The organism is Candidatus Accumulibacter phosphatis, assembly GCF_000024165.1.
Lineage (GTDB): Bacteria > Pseudomonadota > Gammaproteobacteria > Burkholderiales > Rhodocyclaceae > Accumulibacter > Accumulibacter phosphatis.
In genome coordinates, this window is record NC_013194.1 from 1,305,802 (window position 1) to 1,323,238 (window position 17,437).

At 64.1% G+C, this 17,437-nt stretch carries 15 protein-coding genes; 4 read left to right on the forward strand and 11 right to left on the reverse strand.

The window, feature by feature from the left end:
- Nucleotides 1-17 precede the first annotated feature (17 nt).
- Nucleotides 18-2,192, reverse strand: a complete 2,175-nt coding sequence (gene scpA, locus CAP2UW1_RS05675) for a methylmalonyl-CoA mutase (protein ID WP_015765707.1) — start codon at nt 2,190-2,192, stop codon at nt 18-20.
- A gap of 196 nt (nt 2,193-2,388) precedes the next feature.
- Between scpA and CAP2UW1_RS05680 the strand changes: the two genes are divergently transcribed.
- On the forward strand, nt 2,389-3,060 hold the full coding sequence (locus CAP2UW1_RS05680) for a GntR family transcriptional regulator (protein WP_015765708.1): 672 nt from the start codon (nt 2,389-2,391) through the stop codon (nt 3,058-3,060).
- Complete coding sequence (locus tag CAP2UW1_RS05685) at nt 3,057-3,836, forward strand: enoyl-CoA hydratase/isomerase family protein (protein WP_015765709.1); 780 nt, start codon at nt 3,057-3,059, stop codon at nt 3,834-3,836. Before CAP2UW1_RS05680 ends, CAP2UW1_RS05685 begins: the two co-directional genes overlap by 4 nt.
- 9 nt (nt 3,837-3,845) lie before the next feature.
- Here CAP2UW1_RS05685 and CAP2UW1_RS05690 read toward each other — a convergent pair whose 3' ends face one another.
- The 4 genes from CAP2UW1_RS05690 to CAP2UW1_RS05705 all read right to left on the reverse strand — a co-directional run bounded on the left by CAP2UW1_RS05690 (nt 3,846) and on the right by CAP2UW1_RS05705 (nt 8,248).
- On the reverse strand, nt 3,846-4,646 hold the full coding sequence (locus CAP2UW1_RS05690) for a sulfite exporter TauE/SafE family protein (protein WP_015765710.1): 801 nt from the start codon (nt 4,644-4,646) through the stop codon (nt 3,846-3,848).
- A gap of 135 nt (nt 4,647-4,781) precedes the next feature.
- Nucleotides 4,782-5,684, reverse strand: coding sequence for a dTDP-4-dehydrorhamnose reductase (gene rfbD / locus CAP2UW1_RS05695; protein WP_015765711.1), 903 nt, complete (start codon nt 5,682-5,684; stop codon nt 4,782-4,784).
- Nucleotides 5,681-6,748, reverse strand: coding sequence for a dTDP-glucose 4,6-dehydratase (rfbB, locus tag CAP2UW1_RS05700; RefSeq protein WP_015765712.1), 1,068 nt, complete (start codon nt 6,746-6,748; stop codon nt 5,681-5,683). The genes rfbD and rfbB overlap by 4 nt, the downstream gene beginning before the upstream one ends.
- A gap of 78 nt (nt 6,749-6,826) precedes the next feature.
- Entirely contained in the window at nt 6,827-8,248 is a 1,422-nt protein-coding gene (locus CAP2UW1_RS05705; RefSeq protein WP_015765713.1) for a mannose-1-phosphate guanylyltransferase/mannose-6-phosphate isomerase, read from the reverse strand.
- Nucleotides 8,249-8,378: 130 nt separating this feature from the next.
- On the opposite strand from CAP2UW1_RS05705, the gene waaC reads away from it, so the two are divergent.
- Nucleotides 8,379-9,332 (forward strand): lipopolysaccharide heptosyltransferase I, encoded by a 954-nt coding sequence (waaC, locus tag CAP2UW1_RS05710; RefSeq protein WP_015765714.1) that lies wholly within the window; start codon nt 8,379-8,381, stop codon nt 9,330-9,332.
- A complete protein-coding gene (gene waaA, locus CAP2UW1_RS05715) occupies nt 9,332-10,606 on the forward strand; it encodes a lipid IV(A) 3-deoxy-D-manno-octulosonic acid transferase (protein ID WP_015765715.1) in 1,275 nt (424 codons plus the stop codon). The genes waaC and waaA overlap by 1 nt, the downstream gene beginning before the upstream one ends.
- Here the strand turns inward: waaA and CAP2UW1_RS05720 are convergent.
- The 6 genes from CAP2UW1_RS05720 to trpC form a co-directional block, all read right to left on the reverse strand.
- The gene (locus CAP2UW1_RS05720; protein ID WP_015765716.1) at nt 10,581-11,924 is read right to left on the reverse strand and encodes a TolC family outer membrane protein; all 1,344 of its coding nucleotides are present in this window, start codon (nt 11,922-11,924) and stop codon (nt 10,581-10,583) included. The genes waaA and CAP2UW1_RS05720 overlap by 26 nt on opposite strands.
- 161 nt (nt 11,925-12,085) lie before the next feature.
- Nucleotides 12,086-12,736: a protein-L-isoaspartate O-methyltransferase family protein gene (locus CAP2UW1_RS05725; protein ID WP_041568173.1), complete on the reverse strand. Its 651-nt coding sequence runs from the start codon at nt 12,734-12,736 to the stop codon at nt 12,086-12,088.
- A gap of 249 nt (nt 12,737-12,985) precedes the next feature.
- Nucleotides 12,986-13,252 (reverse strand): 30S ribosomal protein S20, encoded by a 267-nt coding sequence (gene rpsT / locus CAP2UW1_RS05730; RefSeq protein WP_015765718.1) that lies wholly within the window; start codon nt 13,250-13,252, stop codon nt 12,986-12,988.
- A gap of 152 nt (nt 13,253-13,404) precedes the next feature.
- Nucleotides 13,405-14,646, reverse strand: coding sequence for a porin (locus CAP2UW1_RS05735; protein WP_199931579.1), 1,242 nt, complete (start codon nt 14,644-14,646; stop codon nt 13,405-13,407).
- Between the two features lie 344 nt (nt 14,647-14,990).
- Nucleotides 14,991-16,262 (reverse strand): porin, encoded by a 1,272-nt coding sequence (locus CAP2UW1_RS05740; RefSeq protein ID WP_015765720.1) that lies wholly within the window; start codon nt 16,260-16,262, stop codon nt 14,991-14,993.
- A gap of 376 nt (nt 16,263-16,638) precedes the next feature.
- Nucleotides 16,639-17,427, reverse strand: coding sequence for an indole-3-glycerol phosphate synthase TrpC (trpC, locus tag CAP2UW1_RS05745; RefSeq protein ID WP_015765721.1), 789 nt, complete (start codon nt 17,425-17,427; stop codon nt 16,639-16,641).
- Between the last annotated feature and the right edge of the window lie 10 nt (nt 17,428-17,437).

Consider the following 17,437-nt stretch of genomic DNA (forward strand, 5'->3'; position numbering starts at 1 on the left):
TGGTACGAGCTTGTTGCTCAGGCTGGAGCGTGCGAACGTGCCTTGCGGATCTCCGTCAGGACGGTCATTGCCGAATCTTCGATTCGCGTTCCCGGGCCGAAGATGGCCTTGGCGCCAGCCTGGAAGAGGAAGTCATAGTCCTGCGCCGGGATGACGCCACCGGCGAAAACGATGATGTCGTCGGCGCCCTGATCCTTGAGTGCCTGAACCAGCGCCGGCAGCAGCGTCTTGTGACCGGCGGCGAGCGACGAGACGCCAACGGCGTGCACGTCGTTTTCGATCGCCAGGCGTGCCGCTTCCTCGGGGGTCTGGAAGAGCGGGCCGACGTCGATGTCGAAGCCGAGGTCGGCAAAGGCGGTGGCTACGACCTTGGCACCACGGTCGTGACCATCCTGTCCGAGCTTGGCGATCATGATGCGTGGCCGACGGCCTTCGTCCTCGTTGAACTTGGCGATCTCGGCTTTCAGCGATTCCCAGCTTGCCATGCCTTCGAGGACCGCGCCATAGACGCCGGAAACGGTCTGCTGCGTGGCGCGGAAACGACCGAAGGTCTTTTCCATGGCGTCGGAGACTTCGCCGACCGACGCGCGCAGGCGCATGGCGTTGACCGCGAACTCGAGGAGATTGCCTTCGCCGGTTTCGGCGCAGCGCGCCAGATCGGCAAGTGCCGCGTTGACCTTGTCGGTATCGCGGGCGGCACGAACCTGCTTGAGACGGGCGATCTGCGAATCGCGCACGGCGTTGTTGTCGATGTCGCGAATGTCGATCGCATCTTCCTTGGCCAGCTTGTACTTGTTGACGCCGACGATCACATCCTTGCCGGAGTCGATGCGCGCCTGTTTATCGGCGGCACAGCCCTCGATCTTCATCTTTGCCCAGCCCGATTCGACGGCGTGCGTCATGCCGCCCATGGCCTCGACTTCCTCGATGAGCTTCCAGGCCTCGTCGACGAGATCCTGGGTGAGTTTTTCCATCATGTAGGAGCCGGCCCAGGGATCGATGACGTTGGTAATGTGTGTCTCTTCCTGGATCACGAGTTGCGTGTTGCGGGCAATGCGCGACGAAAACTCGGTCGGCAGCGCGATCGCTTCGTCGAGGGCATTGGTGTGCAGCGACTGGGTGCCGCCAAAGACCGCCGCCATCGCCTCGATGGTCGTGCGCACGACGTTGTTGTAGGGATCCTGTTCGGTGAGCGACCAGCCGGAGGTTTGGCAGTGCGTGCGCAACATCATCGACTTCGGGCTCTTCGGCGAGAATTCCTGCATGATCTTCCACCACAGCAGGCGCGCCGCCCGCAGCTTGGCGACTTCCAGGTAGAAGTTCATGCCGATGGCGAAGAAGAACGACAGTCGGCCGGCAAACTCGTCCACGTCGAGGCCGGAAGCGATTGCCGTCTTCACGTACTCGCGGCCGTCAGCGAGGGTGAATGCGAGTTCGAGCGCCTGAGTCGCTCCGGCTTCCTGCATGTGGTAACCGGAGATCGAGATCGAGTTGAACTTGGGCATGTGGTGCGCGGTGTAGCCGATGATGTCGGAGATGATCTTCATCGACGGCTTGGGCGGGTAGATGTAGGTGTTGCGGACCATGAACTCCTTGAGGATGTCGTTCTGAATGGTCCCCGACAGCTTTTCCTGGGGTACGCCCTGTTCTTCGGCGGCGACGATGTAGCCGGCGAGGATGGGCAGGACGGCGCCGTTCATCGTCATCGACACCGAGATCTTTTCGAGCGGGATGCCGTCGAACAGGATCTTCATGTCTTCGACGGAATCGATCGCCACACCGGCCTTGCCGACGTCGCCGGTGACGCGCGGATGGTCGGAGTCGTAGCCGCGGTGGGTGGCCAGGTCGAAGGCGACCGAAACGCCTTGACCGCCGGCGGCCAGCGCCTTGCGGTAGAAAGCGTTCGATGCTTCGGCGGTTGAGAAACCGGCGTACTGACGGATGGTCCATGGACGTACGGCGTACATCGTCGCCTGCGGGCCGCGCACGAAAGGCGCCAGACCCGGCAGCGTATCGGTGTATTGGAGCCCTTCGACATCCGCCTTGGTATACAAAGGCTTGACGACAATACCCTCAGGGGTGACCCAGTTCAATGCTTCGATGTTGCCACCCGGTGCGGATTTGGTGGCGGCCTTTTTCCAGGCCTCGATGTTTGGAGAAACCAGTGGCGTTGCATTGTTCGCGTTGGACATGACGGAACCTTTCACGAAATCTGTGGATTGAGGCGGCGCTCCCGCCTTCGACGCAAGAATCATACCGACTTGGAGAATCATGCCGAGTCAGAGCCAGCTGAAACGCTTGACACCCCGCCCTGCGAATAATACTGTATCCATAATTATGAAAGCAAGGTCCGATGGTGACCCTGAACAAGTCGGCAAGAAAAGATCGATGGCTCCGAGTCGTATAGCGCAGACTGCCCTTTACCAGGAGGTTGCCGAGAGACTGCGCCAGCGGATTTTCGCGCACCAGATACCGCCGGGAACGCGCATCGACGAGCAGGGTCTGGCAATCGATTACGGCATCAGCCGGACGCCCTTGCGGGAAGCCTTGAAGGTCCTGGCGGCCGAAGGGCTGGTGACGCTGAGGCCCCGCCGGGGTTGCTTCGTCACCGAGATCTCCGAGCAGGATCTGGACGAGATTCTTCCCCTGATGGCCATGCTCGAAGGCCGTTGTGCGCTGGAGGCGACCGGCCGGGCGCAGGCCGCGGAGATCGCCAGGCTCGAGGCCATTCACCGGCAACTCGAGCGTTTTGCCGAGAACAATCAGATCGAGCGATTCTTCGAGGCCAATCAGGAGTTCCACTCCCAGATCCAGTTGATGGCCGGCAACCGCTGGTTGCGACAGGTGATCCAGGACCTGCGCAAGGTACTCAAGTTGACACGTCTGCTGTCGTTGAGTATCGACGGTCGTCTGGAGCAGTCCTTGATCGAACATCGCGTCATTCTCGATGCGATCAAGGCCGGTGACGCGGTGGCCGCACAGACGGCGATGCACGATCACATCCTGTCGGTGCGGCGCGCGCTCGTCAGAAGCATTTCGCAGCATGAGGTGCCGGCATGAGCGGTCGCATTCTGTGTCGCCGCGAGTCGACCATTGCGACGGTCACTCTCGCCAATCCGGGCAAGCTCAACGCCATCGACCACGCGATGTGGCAGGAGCTGGCCGCGATTGTCGGCGAGTTGTCGGACGACGAGGAACTCCGTTGCGTGATCGTGCGTGGGGAAGGCGACCAGGCGTTTGCCGCCGGTGGCGACATCGGCGAGTTCGCCAGCAAGCGCGACACCCTCGAGCACGCGATGGCCTACCACGCGCAGGCAGGTGCCGCCTTGCTGGCACTGTTCACCTGCCGCCATCCGACGATCGCGCTGATCCAGGGGCCCTGTATCGGCGGTGGGCTGGAGCTTGCCGCGCAGTGCGACCTGCGCATTTGCGGTGCGTCCTCACGCTTCGGCGCGCCTATCAACAAGCTCGGCTTCTCGATGTATCCTGCGGAAATGGAAGCGCTGCTGCGTCTGGTCGGCTCGGCGACGCTGCTCGAAATCCTGCTCGAAGGGCGGATCCTTGGCGCCGTCGAGGCCCTGGCCAAGGGGCTCGTCACGCGTGTTGTCGCCGACGACGAAGTCGCTGCCGAAGCGTACGCCAGCGCGCGTCGCATCTGCGCCGGCGCACCTCTGGTCGCGCGCTGGCACAAGCAGTGGATACGCCGTCTGCAGCATGACGTTCCGCTAAGCGAGGATGAACTGCGGGCGTCCTTCGCCTTTCTCGAAACGGAAGACTACCGCGAAGGCCTGGCGGCGTTCATCGAGAAACGCCAGCCGAACTTCCGTGGTCGCTGATCGCCTTCGTCAGGCGAACAGGCCCCACAGCATCTTGGCGGCGAGCGCGATCAGCACGACGGCGAAGAGGCGCTTCAGTGTGGCTACCGGCAAGCGGTGCGCCAGGCGCGCACCGAGCGGTGCAATCAGCATGCTCGACGGCACGAGCCAGACGAAGGCGGGCAGGTAGATGTAGCCAAGGCTCCACTCCGGCAGCCCGGGGTGTCCCCAGCCGTTGTAGATGTAGCCCAGCGAGCCGCCGATGGCAATCGGAAAGCCGACGGCAGCCGACGTGCCGATGGCATGCTGCACGCGCACGTTGCACCAGGTGAGGAAAGGTACGGTGAGCGAGCCACCACCGATGGCGACCAGCGCCGACAGCGCGCCAATGCCGACACCGACCGCAATGACGCCCGCCGCACCGGGCAAGTCGCGCGACGGCTTGGGCTTCAGATTGAGGATCATCTGCACTGCCACCAGGCACACGAAGGCCGTGAAGAAGATGGCCAGCGGCCGGGCCGGGATGCTCGACGCGAACAAGGTGCCAAGCAAGGTCCCGAGGAGAATCCCCGGCGTGATCTGACCGACCACCCGCCACAGCACGGCGCCGTGCCGGTGGTGCGCACGCAGGCTGGCGAGGGCAGTGAACAGGATCGTCGCCATCGACGTGCCGAGCGCGAGATGGAGAATCTCGGAACCCGGAAAGGCAGCCTGGGCAGCGAACATCATGGTCAGCGCAGGGACCATCACCAGTCCGCCGCCAATACCGAGCATGCCGGCAAAGAAGCCGGTAAACAGGCCCAGCGTGATATACGCCAACCACCAGAGCAAGTGAGACCCCCGTCAAGGCCGCGGCCAGAAGGCCACTATCATCCCACGATTCCCGGCCGGGGTGCGCTTTGCCTGACCGCCGCTGACCGCGGCTGAGCGCCGGTGCGTCCCGGGCAGTGGTCGCCATCGGCCAGTTCACTGTTGTCCGAGGATCTCCTCGAGCATCCGGTCTACACCGCTCTGCCAATCGGGCAGGTTCAGGGCGAAAGCGGACCGCAGCTTGCCGGTATCCAGGCGCGAGTTGGCGGGCCGAGGCGCCGGCAGCGGATAGGCACTAGCCGGCACCGCCTCGACAGCCTCCGCGGCAACGCGAATCGGCTGGCCGGCTCGTCGCGCCTGCTCGACGACATGTCGGGCGTAGCCATGCCAGCTGGTCTCGCCGCCGGCAGCCAGGTGATAGAGACCGGCGAGTTCGGGGCGCTGACGAGCGCTGCGAATCGCATGTGCGGTGACATCGGCGAGGAGTTCGGCGCCGGTCGGCGCACCGATCTGGTCCGCGATGACGCGCAGATGATCGCGCTCCGCCGCCAGACGCAGCATCGTCCGGGCGAAGTTGTTGCCGCGTGCGGCGTACACCCAGCTGGTGCGGAAGATCAGGTGCTTGTCGCAACGATGGCCAATGGCCAGTTCGCCGGCCAGTTTGGTCTGGCCATAGACGCCGAGCGGAGCGGGGGTATCCGTTTCCAGCCACGGCGTTTCGCCGCTGCCGTCGAACACGTAGTCCGTCGAGTAATGGACCAGCCAGGCACCCAGCCGGGCGGCTTCCTCGGCCAGCACGGCGGGCGCGCGCGCGTTGATGGTGCTGGCCAGATCCGGTTCCGCTTCGGCCTTGTCCACTGCGGTATGAGCGGCGGCATTGACGATGACGTCGGGCGCGACTTCGCGTACGCAGACGGCCAGACCGGCGAGATTGCTGAAATCGCCGCACAGGCTGCCATCCCCTTCGCAGTCGAGTGCGACGACCTGGCCGAGCGGTGCCAGACTGCGCTGCAGTTCCCAGCCAACCTGGCCGCGCTTGCCGAACAGCAGGATCTTCATTGGTCGCGTCCCTGGTAGTTCTTCTCGACCCATTCGCGATAGGCGCCGGACTGCACGTTCCTGACCCAGTCCTGGTTCTCCAGGTACCACTGCACGGTCTTGCGAATTCCGCTGGCGAAGGTCTCGGCAGGCCGCCAGCCCAGTTCGCTTTCGATCTTGCGGGCGTCGATGGCGTAGCGCCGGTCGTGGCCAGGCCGGTCGGCGACGTAAACGATCTGGTCACGGTACGGCTTGCCGTCGCCGCGCGCGCGCAGTTCGTCGAGCAGGAGACAAACCGTGTGCACGATGTCGAGGTTGGGCTTCTCGTTCCAGCCGCCGATGTTGTAGGTTTCACCGGGGCGACCGGCATCGAGCACGCGCCGGATGGCACTGCAGTGATCCCTGACGTAGAGCCAGTCGCGAATCTGCTGGCCGTCGCCATAGACCGGCAAGGGCTTGCCGGCGAGGGCATTGACGATCACCAGCGGGATCAGCTTCTCGGGAAAATGGTAGGGGCCGTAGTTGTTCGAACAGTTTGTGGTCAACACCGGCAGGCCATAGGTGTGATGGTAGGCTCGCACCAGATGGTCGCTCGCCGCCTTGCTTGCCGAATAGGGACTGTTGGGTTCATAGCGGTGGAGTTCGCTGAAGGCGGGCTCGTCTCTGGCGAGCGAGCCATAGACCTCGTCGGTCGAGACGTGGAGAAAGCGGAAGCGTCTCTGGGCCTCGTCCGGCAGGCTGCCCCAGTAGCCGCGGGTGGCTTCCAGCAGGTGGAAGCTGCCGACGATATTGGTCTGGATAAAGTCTTCCGGGCCGTGAATCGATCGGTCGACATGGGATTCGGCGGCGAAATTGACGATGGCGCGCGGCTGATGGCGGGCAAGCAGCTGGCTCGTCAAGGCGGCGTCGCCGATGTCGCCGTGCACGAAGATGTGGCGTGGGTCACCGGCCAGCGAGGACAGGTTTTCGCGATTGCCCGCATAGGTCAGCTTGTCGAGGTTGACGATCGCCTCGTCGCTCTGCGCCAGCCAGTCGAGAACGAAGTTTGCTCCGATGAAGCCGGCGCCGCCGGTAACCAGAATCATGTCGCGCTCCTTCCAGGAGAATTGGGAAAAGGGGAGGGCCGTGACCGACGCGTCACGGTGTGCTTCCGGCGATCGCGTCTAGCGGCCGTAGCTGTCCTCCAGGCGGACGATATCATCCTCACCCAGATAGCTGCCGGACTGCACCTCGACGATTTCGAGGTCGATCTTGCCCGGGTTCTCGAGCCGATGAACGACGCCGAGCGGGATGTACGTCGACTGGTTCTCCGACAGCAGCAGCGATTCGTCGCCGCGCGCGATCACCGCCGTGCCCTTGACGACGACCCAGTGCTCGGCGCGATGATGGTGCTTCTGCAGACTGAGGCTGGCGCCCGGCTTGACGAGGATGCGCTTGACCTGATAGCGCGGGCCATTGGCCAGTCCCTCGTAGCTTCCCCAGGGGCGATGCACGATGTGCCTGAACTCGATCTCGCCGCGGGCTCCGAGCTTCAATTCGGCAACCAGCGTCTTGACGTCCTGGGCTTTCGACTTGTCGGCCACCAGCACCGCGTCCGGCGTGGCCACGACGATCAGGTTCCTGACCCCGACGGTGGTGAGCAGTCGTCCCTCGGAGAGCAGCACGCAGTTCTCGGTGTCCACGCTATGCACGTCGCCGCGCTCGGTATTGCCGTTCCGATCGGCGAGACCCAGCGTAGCGAGCGCATCCCAGGCACCGATGTCGTTCCAGCCGGCATCGAGCGGGATGACGACGCCGCGGTCGGTCTTTTCCATTACCGCATAGTCGATCGAGTCCGACGGGCTGCTGCTGAAGGCGGTGTGATCGAGGCGCAGGAAGTCGAGATCGTGACTGGCATCGGCCAGGGCTGTGGCAACCGACTCGTGAATTCCCGGGGCAAAACGGTCCAGCGCATCCAGGTAGCAATCGGCGCGGAACATGAACATGCCGCTGTTCCAGTAGTAATCCCCGGAATCCAGGTAGGCCTGCGCCGTTGTGGCATTGGGCTTCTCGACGAACCGGTCGAGGGCATAGCCGCCGGCGACGGGCGGACCGCGGCGGATGTATCCGTAACCGGTTTCGGGACGGTCGGGCACGACGCCAAAGGTGACCAGCGACCCGGAACTGGCGTGTGGAATGGCCGCCCTGATCGCCGCCTGCAAGGCCGCCACGTTGGTGATCACGTGATCCGAGGGGAGCACCAGAAGCAGGGGGGGTACCGGCGTATTCGCCTTGCCGAGGGCGTGCAGCGCGGCCGCGGCGACGGCCGGCGCCGTATTGCGCGCTGCCGGTTCGAGCAGGATGTCGGCACGCAGCCCGATCTCGAGAAGCTGCTCGGCGACCAGGAAGCGATGGTTCTCGTTGGCGACGGCGATGGTGCCGGCGAGTCCCGGCAGTCCGTCGAGCCGGCGCAGCGTGTTCTGGAGCAGGGAAAACTCGTCCGCCAGGCGAAGAAACTGCTTCGGGTAATGCGTTCGTGACATCGGCCACAGGCGAGTTCCGGATCCTCCGCAAAGGATGACGGGGCGAATCACAGGGGGGGTCATTGACAGTGTCTCCATGAGGAGTGGGCGCGCCGAGAAGTGGATGCGGGCGGCGGGATTATAGCGGTTTGCCGTCATCTCCTATAATGCGCGTCTTGCGGCTGCCGCCCATCTCACACACCCTGGCCCACCGATGCGCATCCTACTGGTAAAGACTTCGTCGCTCGGTGATGTAATCCACAACCTGCCGGTGGTCAGCGACCTGCGCCGCTGTTTTCCCGGCGTGCAGATCGACTGGTGCGTCGAGGAAGTCTTTGCCGACATTCCCCGATTGCACCCGGGCGTCGATCAGATCATACCGGTCGCCATCAGGCGCTGGCGCCGGACTCTCGGCCGCCTCGCCACCTGGCGCGAACTGGCCGGTTTTCGCCGGCGACTTGGCGAGAGCGACTACGACGCCGTTCTCGATACGCAAGGTTTGCTGAAGAGCGCGCTGATCGTCAGTCAGGCGCATGGCAGGCGCTGCGGTTACGCGGCCGAGGCGGCACGCGAACCCCTGGCGGCACGTTTCTACGATGCCACCTTCGTCATTCCCCGCAATGTGCATGCCGTGCAGCGCAACCGCTGGCTGGCCGCCGCCGCCTTCGATTACCCGGTCGATCTGCCGCTCGACTACGGGATAGCGGCGCCGCCCATCGACAGCGGCTGGTGCGCCGGCGATCGGCTCGTCGTCCTCTTGACGGCAACCAGCCGCGACGACAAGCTGTGGAACGAAGGGCACTGGTGCGACTTGGCCAGAGCCTTGCTCGATCGCGGGCTGACGCCGGTCCTGCCGGCCGGCAGCCCGGTCGAACGCCAGCGGGTGGAGCGTATCGCCGCCGTGGCCACCGGCGCCGTCGTCGCGCCGCCGCTGAGTCTGCCGCAGATCGCCGCGTTGACAGCACGCGCGCGTCTGGCGATTGGCGTCGATACCGGGCTGGCGCACCTCGCCGCTGCCCTGAGCGTGCCGACCATCGCGCTCTACGTAGCGACCGAGCCGGCGCTCACCGGGGTGTACGGCAGCGGCTTCGTCCGCAATCTCGGGCGAACCGGTGCTCCCCCTTCGGTCGCCGAGGTCATGACGGTTGCCGAGCAGGCGTTGCGCTGATGCCCCGCCTGATCTACTCGACGCTTTTCTACCTGGCGATACCGCTGGTCTGGCTGCGTCTGTTGTGGCGGGCGCGCCGGCAGCCGGAGTATCTGCAGCATCTTGGCGAGCGGCATGGTTACTACCCGCCGGCGTCGCCGGCACCGCTGCTTTGGGTGCACGCGGTCTCGGTCGGCGAGACGCGTGCCGCCGAGCCGCTGATCGCGGCCTTGCTGGAGCAGTATCCGGAGCACGGCCTGCTGCTGACGCATATGACGCCTACCGGCCGGGCCACCGGTGGTGAGTTGCTGGCCCGCTACCCCGGGCGGGTGATGCAAGCTTACCTGCCGTACGATCTGCCGGGCGCCTGCGGGCGTTTTCTCGATCATTTCAAACCACGCGTCGGGCTGCTGATGGAAACCGAACTGTGGCCGAACGTGATCGCGGCGGCGGCGCGACGGCGTCTGCCGGTGGCCTTGATCAACGCCCGCCTCTCGGCCCGCTCACTGCGCGGCTATGCGCGGCTGAAGAGCCTGATCGGGCCGGCGTTGGCATCGCTGAGTGGTGTCGCCGCACAGACCGCGGCTGACGCCGAGCGTCTGCGGCAGCTCGGCGCCGTCGACGTGAGCGTGTGCGGCAACCTGAAATTCGACGTCGCACCGGCGCCGGAAAAGCTGCAACAGGGAGCGCTGTGGCGGCAGGCGCTCGGCGCCCGCCCGGTGTGGCTTGCCGCCAGCACCCGCGAGGGCGAAGAGGCGCTGATCCTCGATGCCTTCAGTGGGCTCCACGTTCCCGAACTGCTGCTTCTCCTGGTACCGCGCCATCCGCAACGCTTCGCCGAGGTCGCCGCGCTTATCGACGAACGCCGGCTGCCTTTCTGCCGGCGCAGCGACGGCACGCTGCCGAGCAGCGGCACGCGGGTCTGGCTGGGCGACAGCATGGGAGAAATGGCCGCCTACTACACCCTGGCCGATCTGGCCCTGGTTGGCGGCACGCTGCTGCCCTTCGGTGGGCAGAATCTCATCGAGGCGGCCGCCTGCGGCTGCCCGGTGGTACTTGGCCCGCACAGCTTCAACTTCGCGCAGGCGAGTGAGGATGCCATCGCCTGTGGCGCGGCGCGGCGCGTGTCCGATGCCGTCGCGGCGGCGGCTGCCACGCGCGATCTGCTCAACGATCGGCAGCGGCTCCTGGGGATGCGCGCAGCCGCCACGACGTTCAGCCAGGCGCATCGCGGTGCGACGCTGCGCAGCATGCAGCTGGTTCAGCGGCTCATGGCGCTTCGAAAAGGACGTTGATACGTTCCAGGTCAGCTTCGGCGAGCGAGCCGACCGCCGCCTTGAGCTTGAGTTGCGAAAGCAGGGTGTTGAAACGGGCGCGTGCGAGATCGCGCCGCGTCACGTATACCTGGTTTTCGGCATTGAGGACGTCGATGTTGATGCGCACGCCCACCTCATAGCCGAGCCGGTTCGAGTCGAGCGAACTGAGACTCGAAACCAGCGCGGCTTCCAGCGCCCTCACTTCGGCCAGGCCATTGACCACGCCGAGATAGGCTTGGCGCGAATTCAATGCCGCGTTTCGCTTGGCGCTGTCGAGAGTCGCCCGCTCGGCATCGCGTCTCGCGATCGCCTCGCGGGTTCGCGAGTTGACGGCGCCACCCTGGAAAAGGGGAATATTGAGTTGCAGACCGACCTGGCGTGTCGTCGTGTCGATTTCGCCGATGCCGAACTGGCCGGGGCCATTGTTGGTCCCGTAGTTGGCGACGACATCGAGCGTCGGGTAGTGGCCGGCCCGGTTGATCTCGATCGTCTTGTTCGCGGCTTCGGCAGCGGCCTGCTGCGCCTGGACGACGAAGCTGTCGCGTTCGGCCGCCTCGACCCAGGGTTCCATGCTGGCCGGCTGCGGTGCTTCCATCACCGCCTTCGGCTTCAGCCGATTCAGTTCGCCCGGATCCTTGCCGATCAACACGCGTAGCGCGTAGCGCTTGACCTCGAGTTCGCTGTCGGCGGCGATCTCCTGGGCGGTCGCCAGGTCGAAGCGCGACTGGGACTCGTAGGTGTCGGTGATCGTCGCCGTACCGACCTCGAAGTTTTTCTTGGCCTGCTCGAGCTGCTGGGCAATTGCCGTCTTGTTGGCCTGAACCGCGCGCAGGTTCTCGATGGCGAAGAGGACGTCAAAGTAGGCCTGGGCGACGCGGACGATCAGATCCTGGCCGGCCTGGGCAAAATTGGCTTCGCTCTGCATGACCAGCAGCTTGGACTGGTCGTACTGAACGAAATTCTGCCAGCGGAACAGCGGCTGCGTCAGGTTGACGCTATAGGCGTTGCTGTTGTACTTGTTGCGCTCGTGCAAGGTCGCCGCCCCGGCCTTGCTGTCGAAGGTGCTGTCATTCCAGAAGGTGTTGCCGGTCGCGCCGATCGTCGGCAACAAGCCGGCAAGCGCCTGCGGTTGCTTCTCGCGGCCTGCTTCAGCGGTGGCGCGGGCAGCGGCGTACTGCGCGTCGTAGGCCAGGGCTTCGCGATAGACGTGCACCAGATCGGCGGCGAACGCCGGAATGGCGGCGCAAAGAGCAAGCAGCGCGACGCTCGACTTGCGGACACGCGGTTTCAGAGGCATGCAGCTAACTCACTTTCGGTACTTGTGCATCGCGCCGGATCAGCAGTGTCGTGCAGCCGGGCATCGACGCCGCCCGCAATGTTCAAGACCGAACGGCGGGGTGTGCGCCGCGCGGGCGCCGGGTGGACCGCCGAACCCCGCTGCTCGATCCACGCCGGGCGTCAGAAAACGAAGCGCGGGCGCTTCCTGCTGCTCAGTGGTGCGACCACGGTTTCGAAAAGGTTGATGGTGGTGAACGCCCTGTCGCCTGTGCGGGTGACCAGCTGGGCCTCCATCACCGGCGGCTCGCCGATGAACGCCACCAGTCGACCCCCAGGCTTCAGTTGTTGGAGAAACGCCTCCGGCAATTCGCGGAGCGCGCCGGAGATGACGATGACGTCGTAGGGTGACGACGCCGACCAGCCTTGCGAAGCGTCTCCGACTTCGACGCTGACATTGGTGATGCCCGCCTGCCGAAGGTTGTGCCGGGCGGTTTCCGCCAGGACGGGATCGATCTCGACCGTATGGACGTACTCCGCATTCGCCGCCAGGAGGGCGGCCATGTAGCCACTACCGGTACCGACCTCAAGGACGATGTCGGTGCTCCTTACGTTCACTTCCTGGAGAACGCGGGCATCGATCTTCGGCTGGAGCATGGTCTGACCGTTGCCGATCGGCAGTTCGAGGTCCGCAAAAGCCAGTGCCCGGTGCGCGGCCGGAACGAAATCCTCACGCTTGACCGTCGCGAGAATGTCGAGCACCTCGGGATCGAGAACCTCCCAGGGGCGGATCTGTTGCTCGATCATGTTGAAGCGAGCCTGTTCCATATCCATCTTCACCGCAGACATAGCAATCCTCATCACAATATCGATATTAGCACGATCTAATATTCCCTGCCCATACCGCCATTATACCTTGGATCAACTGGGGGCCGCGCAAGGCGATCGCCACCGCTGCGCGTGGTCTCCCCCGGGAGGTTTTCGGGATGACGGGGCGGCGACGGGATTGCCGGAACCCCGGGCGGCGAAAACGACAACGGCGCCCGCAGGCGCCGCTACTGTTCCCGCACTGCCGCCGACCGACTAGGCAGCGAGGCCCTTGATCTGGGCGGCGAGGCGGCTCTTGTGGCGAGAGGCCTTGTTCTTGTGAATGATCTTCTTGTCGGCGATGCGGTCGATGGTCGACACCGATTCCCGGAAGATGCTCTGGGCGGCGGCCTTGTCGCCCGCCACGATTGCCTTTTGCACGCGCTTGACGGCAGTGCGCAGGGTGGAGCGCAGGCTGGCGTTGTGGGCGCGTTGCTTGACGGCTTGGCGGGCCCGCTTGCGAGCTTGTGCGCTATTGGCCATGAATTTGGGTCCCTATGAAAGGCTGATGAATGGATCGAAAGCCGCGCAGTATAGCGGCTGAGGCCCTCTGGCGCAATACTTTCCCGAAGGCACAGCGACAAGAAAACGGGCGCTGAAGCGCCCGTCGATTCTGCGAAGCGATTGAACGACGATCAGAAGCTGTGACGGATGCCGGCTCCAAGCGCGTAGTTACTTTCGCCCAAGACGCCGATACCCTCGCCACCACCGGCCGACTGCGACTGCGCGGGTACAGAGTACTTGTCGTTATCGATGTACTGGTAGGCCACGTACAGCGCCGTGCGCTTCGACAGGTTGTGCTGGTACATGGCGCCCCAGCCCCAGCTATCGCCGTCGGGTGCATTCCTGTTGTCGACGGACAGCTTGCCGTAGCTCACGGCGACCGACCCGTTGCCGATCGGTGCGCTGAGGCCGACGGTCCACAGGTCGTTACTCTTGGCGAGACAGCAACCAACGGGAAGGGCAATGACGCCGCGGTTGTTGTTGTCCAGCGCCTGGTAGCTTGCGTAGGCCTTGACGATCTTGAAGTCCCAGCTACCGCCCAAATACCACTCGTTAACATCCTTACCGAAACCGGGTGGGTTCGGGACGGCAACGACGACATTCTGGCGGGCCTGGTACACAGCGTCGAGGTTGATAGGGCCGTTGGCGTAGTTGAGGCCAAGTCCCACCTTGCCGCTGTCGCTGACGGTCACGAGTTTATCGTTATAAGTACCAAGGCTGGCGTTGGTGAAGGGGTTCGTCGCCTCGCCAAAGCCGTAAATCGCACTGACCGTGAACCCAGCCAGATTGTTGCTGGTGTAGGCAATGGAGTTGTTGTAGCGAGCCGGGCTGTTCGGGGTGATCGAGTTGCCGGCATAGACGCTGAGGTTGGACACGAGGCTGAGGTCCGTGACTTCGAGGGCGTCGTTGTTTATCGTGGCGTTGAAGCCCGGAGCGTACTGGCGACCGAGCGACAGCGTTCCGTAATTGCTGGCCAGGCCGACGAACTGCTGGCGTGCGTCCAGGCCACCCGTATTGCCAAGGCCGGAGTTGTTATCCATGTTCAGGCCATATTCAAGCGTGAATACGGCCTTGAGGCCGTTGCCGAGCGCTTCCTCACCCTTGAAACCGAGACGGTTACCCGCAGTCACGCCCCCGCCCGCGAGGCCGCTGAACTTGTTGTTTCCAGGAATCTTGAGCCCCGTAACAGGGTCGCGACCAGCGCCGCCCGCGCTATACACGTAGCCAACATCCGCAACACCGTAAACGGTGACGTTGGTCTGGGCCAGCGCTGCGCCGGAGGCCAGGCTGGCAACGGCCAGCGCGATGAGTTTCTTTTGCATGTGGGTCATCTCCTGTAGGTCTGAAAAAGTGAGTCCCGAAATCGTTTCCACCAAGGCGCGCGTTCAAGATCAAGCGTGTCAGGCGAAGGTCTGAGTCGATTGTGACAGACGGTCGAGGCGTGGGCAACGTTTACACGGCCCGGAGCGGAGCCTGTGGGCGGTTTGTTGCGCTTATGCTACGGAGTCTTTGCCAGAGGGCGGCAGGCGGGCGGCGGTGTTGGCCGGCGATGGCGGATGGCGGAGTTCTCGCCCCCGTGAAGCGGGAAGCGCTCTGCTGGCGAGGCGACGGCGGCCTGGTCCGGGCGGAACGGCGTTGACGCGAGGAGGTTCGGGAGCGCTGGAAAAAAAACGGGCGCCGAAGCGCCCGTGTCAGCAACTAAATGACGGTCGTCAAATTAGAAGGTATGACGAACACCGGCCAGGAAGGTCTGGTTGTCCTGGCCCTTGGCGCCGGTAAGCGAGGTGGCGTTTGAGATTGGGCCGGCGGCAAAGCTGTTGTTGTCGTTCTCGGTCCATACATAACCGGTGTAAAGCGTGGTGCGCTTCGACAGGCTATGCGTGTAGGCGATCATCCAGGCGTCGGAGTTGCCGTTCAGCTTCTTGGCGTTGACTGGGGCGTAGGGCGCCTTGACCCTGCCCTGATCCATTTCCAGCGAAGCGTATCCCAGATGGATGTTGCCGTTGCCCACCGGGACGATGCCGCCAACCTGCCAAACCGTGTTGTCGTTGTTGATCGGGTTCTTGTCGTTCTGCTGCTGGTAGCTGGCCATGATCTTGACGACCTTGAAGTCGAAGCTGCCACCCAGATAGGCTTCGTTGATGTCCTTGCCGGCCGCGTTGGCCGGTGCCGGAATGGCGGTCGGTGCCAGGAGGCCGCTCGTGATCAGCGGAGCTGGATTCGCGATCACGTTCTGGCGAGTCTGCCAGACGAAGTCGATGTTGAACGGGCCGTTGGCGTAGTTGGCACCGATGCCGTAACGGCCGTTGTCCTCCCAGCTCACGACCTTGTCGTTATACGTGCCGGCGGGAACGGCGCCCGACGGAGTGATCGCGTCCTGGTTGTTGGTTTCGCCGAAGGCGTAGATCAGCTTGCCGGTGAAGCCGCCCCAGTTCGGGGTGGTGTAGGCAATGGAGTTGTTCCAGCGCGCGCCGCTATTCGGCGTGATGGTGTTGCCGGCCTGGGCCGACAGGTAGGACTGCGGCTCGAAGACGGCGCCGGCGGCGGGGTCGTTGTTCGCCGTGGCCTGGTAGCCCGGAGCATATTGACGACCGAGGGTGATGGCACCGAAACCACCCGACAGGCCAACGAACTGCTGGCGCGCCTGGAGACCACTGGTGGTGTTACCGACGCCGCTGTTGTCGTCGATGTTCAGCGAGTACTCCAGGGTGAAAATGGCTTTCAGGCCGTTGCCGAGCGCTTCCTCACCGCGGAAACCGAGGCGCGAACCGCTCAGCAGGCCGGAAACGACGCCGCTGAAGGTGTTATTGCCGGGAATGTTGGCAGCGCCAGGAGCAACAGGAAAGCCTGGGGCACTGGCTTTGCCGGCATCGCCGGTGCTATAGACATAGCCGGCGTCGGCAATGCCGTACATCGTGACATTGGTCTGGGCAAAAGCAGCGCCCGAGGCCAGACTGGCTACTGCCAGTGCAATCAGTTTCTTTTGCATTGTGAATCTCCTCTAGGTTTGAGATCGATGAAGCCAACCGCTGCTTCACCAAACTGGACCTCTCGAAACAGACGAGAAGTTGGGGCGATTCTGGCAAACGCGGCCAGCCGGAGCAAGCGCCCTGAGCGCTTTCGCTGTTTGAAGCCGAAGGATTGTTGGTTTTTTGCTACAGGCGTAGCGATTTGTTCAACAAAGCTGTCCAGCAGGAAGGTGCCGCGGGTGGCCGGAGGCCAGCGCGGTCGCCACTATTGCCGGTGATGAGGCGCGTCCGGCGAGCGGCGGAAGCTACCGACGGCTTGCCGATCGGTTTCTCAAGGTTCCGGCCTTGCTCCCACGCCTGCAACTGATCACGCCGACGACGGACTGAGCAGAAAGCTCAGGAAAACAATTCGGCGAGCGCCTCGCCAGGGTCGACCGCGCGCATGCAGGCTTCGCCGACGAGGAAGGCATTGACGCCGTTGTCGCGCATCAACTGAACATCACCGGTAGTGAGAATGCCGCTTTCGGTGACGACGATACGCGCGGCCGGGATGTAGGGCAGCAGTTCGAGGGTCGTCTGCAGGCTGACGTCGAAGCTGCGCAGGTTGCGGTTGTTGATGCCGAGCAGCGGCGTCGCGAGTTGCAGGGCGAGATCGAGTTCCTGGCGGTTGTGCACTTCGACGAGAACGGCCATGCCGAGGCTGCCGGCGATGGCTTCGAAGTCGCGCATGGCCGGCACATCGAGCGCGGCAGCGATCAGCAAGATGGCGTCGGCGCCCATGGCGCGTGACTCATGGACCTGATAGGCGTCTACCAGAAAGTCCTTGCGCAAGGCCGGCAAGCTGCAGGCGGCGCGGGCTGCCTGCAGGTACTCGGGCGCGCCCTGAAAGAACGCGTGGTCGGTCAGCACCGACAGGCAGGCGGCGCCGTGCCGCTGATAGCTGGCGGCGACTTCGGCCGGGCGAAAGTCGGCGCGCAGTACCCCGCGTGACGGGCTGGCCTTCTTGATCTCGGCGATGACCGCCGGGCGACCGGCGACGATCCTGTCGCGCAGGGCACCGAGAAAATCGCGCGCCGCCGGCTGCCTCTCGGCCATCGCGCGGACTTCGGCGAGCGGTAGGGCGGCCTGCGCCGCGGCGACTTCGTCGCGCTTGACGGCGAGAATCCGTTTGAGAATGTCACTCATGCGCGTTCTC

Excerpts from the sequence above, each read along its gene's own strand:
- CAP2UW1_RS05685 (WP_015765709.1), top strand. The coding sequence starts at position 3,057 with ATGAGCGGTCGCATTCTGTGTCGCCGCGAGTCGACCATTGCGACGGTC.
- CAP2UW1_RS05740 (WP_015765720.1), bottom strand. The coding sequence starts at position 16,262 with ATGCAAAAGAAACTGATTGCACTGGCAGTAGCCAGTCTGGCCTCGGGC.
- rpsT (WP_015765718.1), bottom strand. The coding sequence starts at position 13,252 with ATGGCCAATAGCGCACAAGCTCGCAAGCGGGCCCGCCAAGCCGTCAAG.
- CAP2UW1_RS05720 (WP_015765716.1), bottom strand. The coding sequence starts at position 11,924 with ATGCCTCTGAAACCGCGTGTCCGCAAGTCGAGCGTCGCGCTGCTTGCT.
- rfbB (WP_015765712.1), bottom strand. The coding sequence starts at position 6,748 with ATGATTCTGGTTACCGGCGGCGCCGGCTTCATCGGAGCAAACTTCGTT.
- scpA (WP_015765707.1), bottom strand. The coding sequence starts at position 2,192 with ATGTCCAACGCGAACAATGCAACGCCACTGGTTTCTCCAAACATCGAG.
- CAP2UW1_RS05725 (WP_041568173.1), bottom strand. The coding sequence starts at position 12,736 with ATGGATATGGAACAGGCTCGCTTCAACATGATCGAGCAACAGATCCGC.
- rfbD (WP_015765711.1), bottom strand. The coding sequence starts at position 5,684 with ATGAAGATCCTGCTGTTCGGCAAGCGCGGCCAGGTTGGCTGGGAACTG.
- trpC (WP_015765721.1), bottom strand. The coding sequence starts at position 17,427 with ATGAGTGACATTCTCAAACGGATTCTCGCCGTCAAGCGCGACGAAGTC.
- CAP2UW1_RS05680 (WP_015765708.1), top strand. The coding sequence starts at position 2,389 with ATGGCTCCGAGTCGTATAGCGCAGACTGCCCTTTACCAGGAGGTTGCC.
- CAP2UW1_RS05705 (WP_015765713.1), bottom strand. The coding sequence starts at position 8,248 with ATGACCCCCCCTGTGATTCGCCCCGTCATCCTTTGCGGAGGATCCGGA.
- waaC (WP_015765714.1), top strand. The coding sequence starts at position 8,379 with ATGCGCATCCTACTGGTAAAGACTTCGTCGCTCGGTGATGTAATCCAC.
- waaA (WP_015765715.1), top strand. The coding sequence starts at position 9,332 with ATGCCCCGCCTGATCTACTCGACGCTTTTCTACCTGGCGATACCGCTG.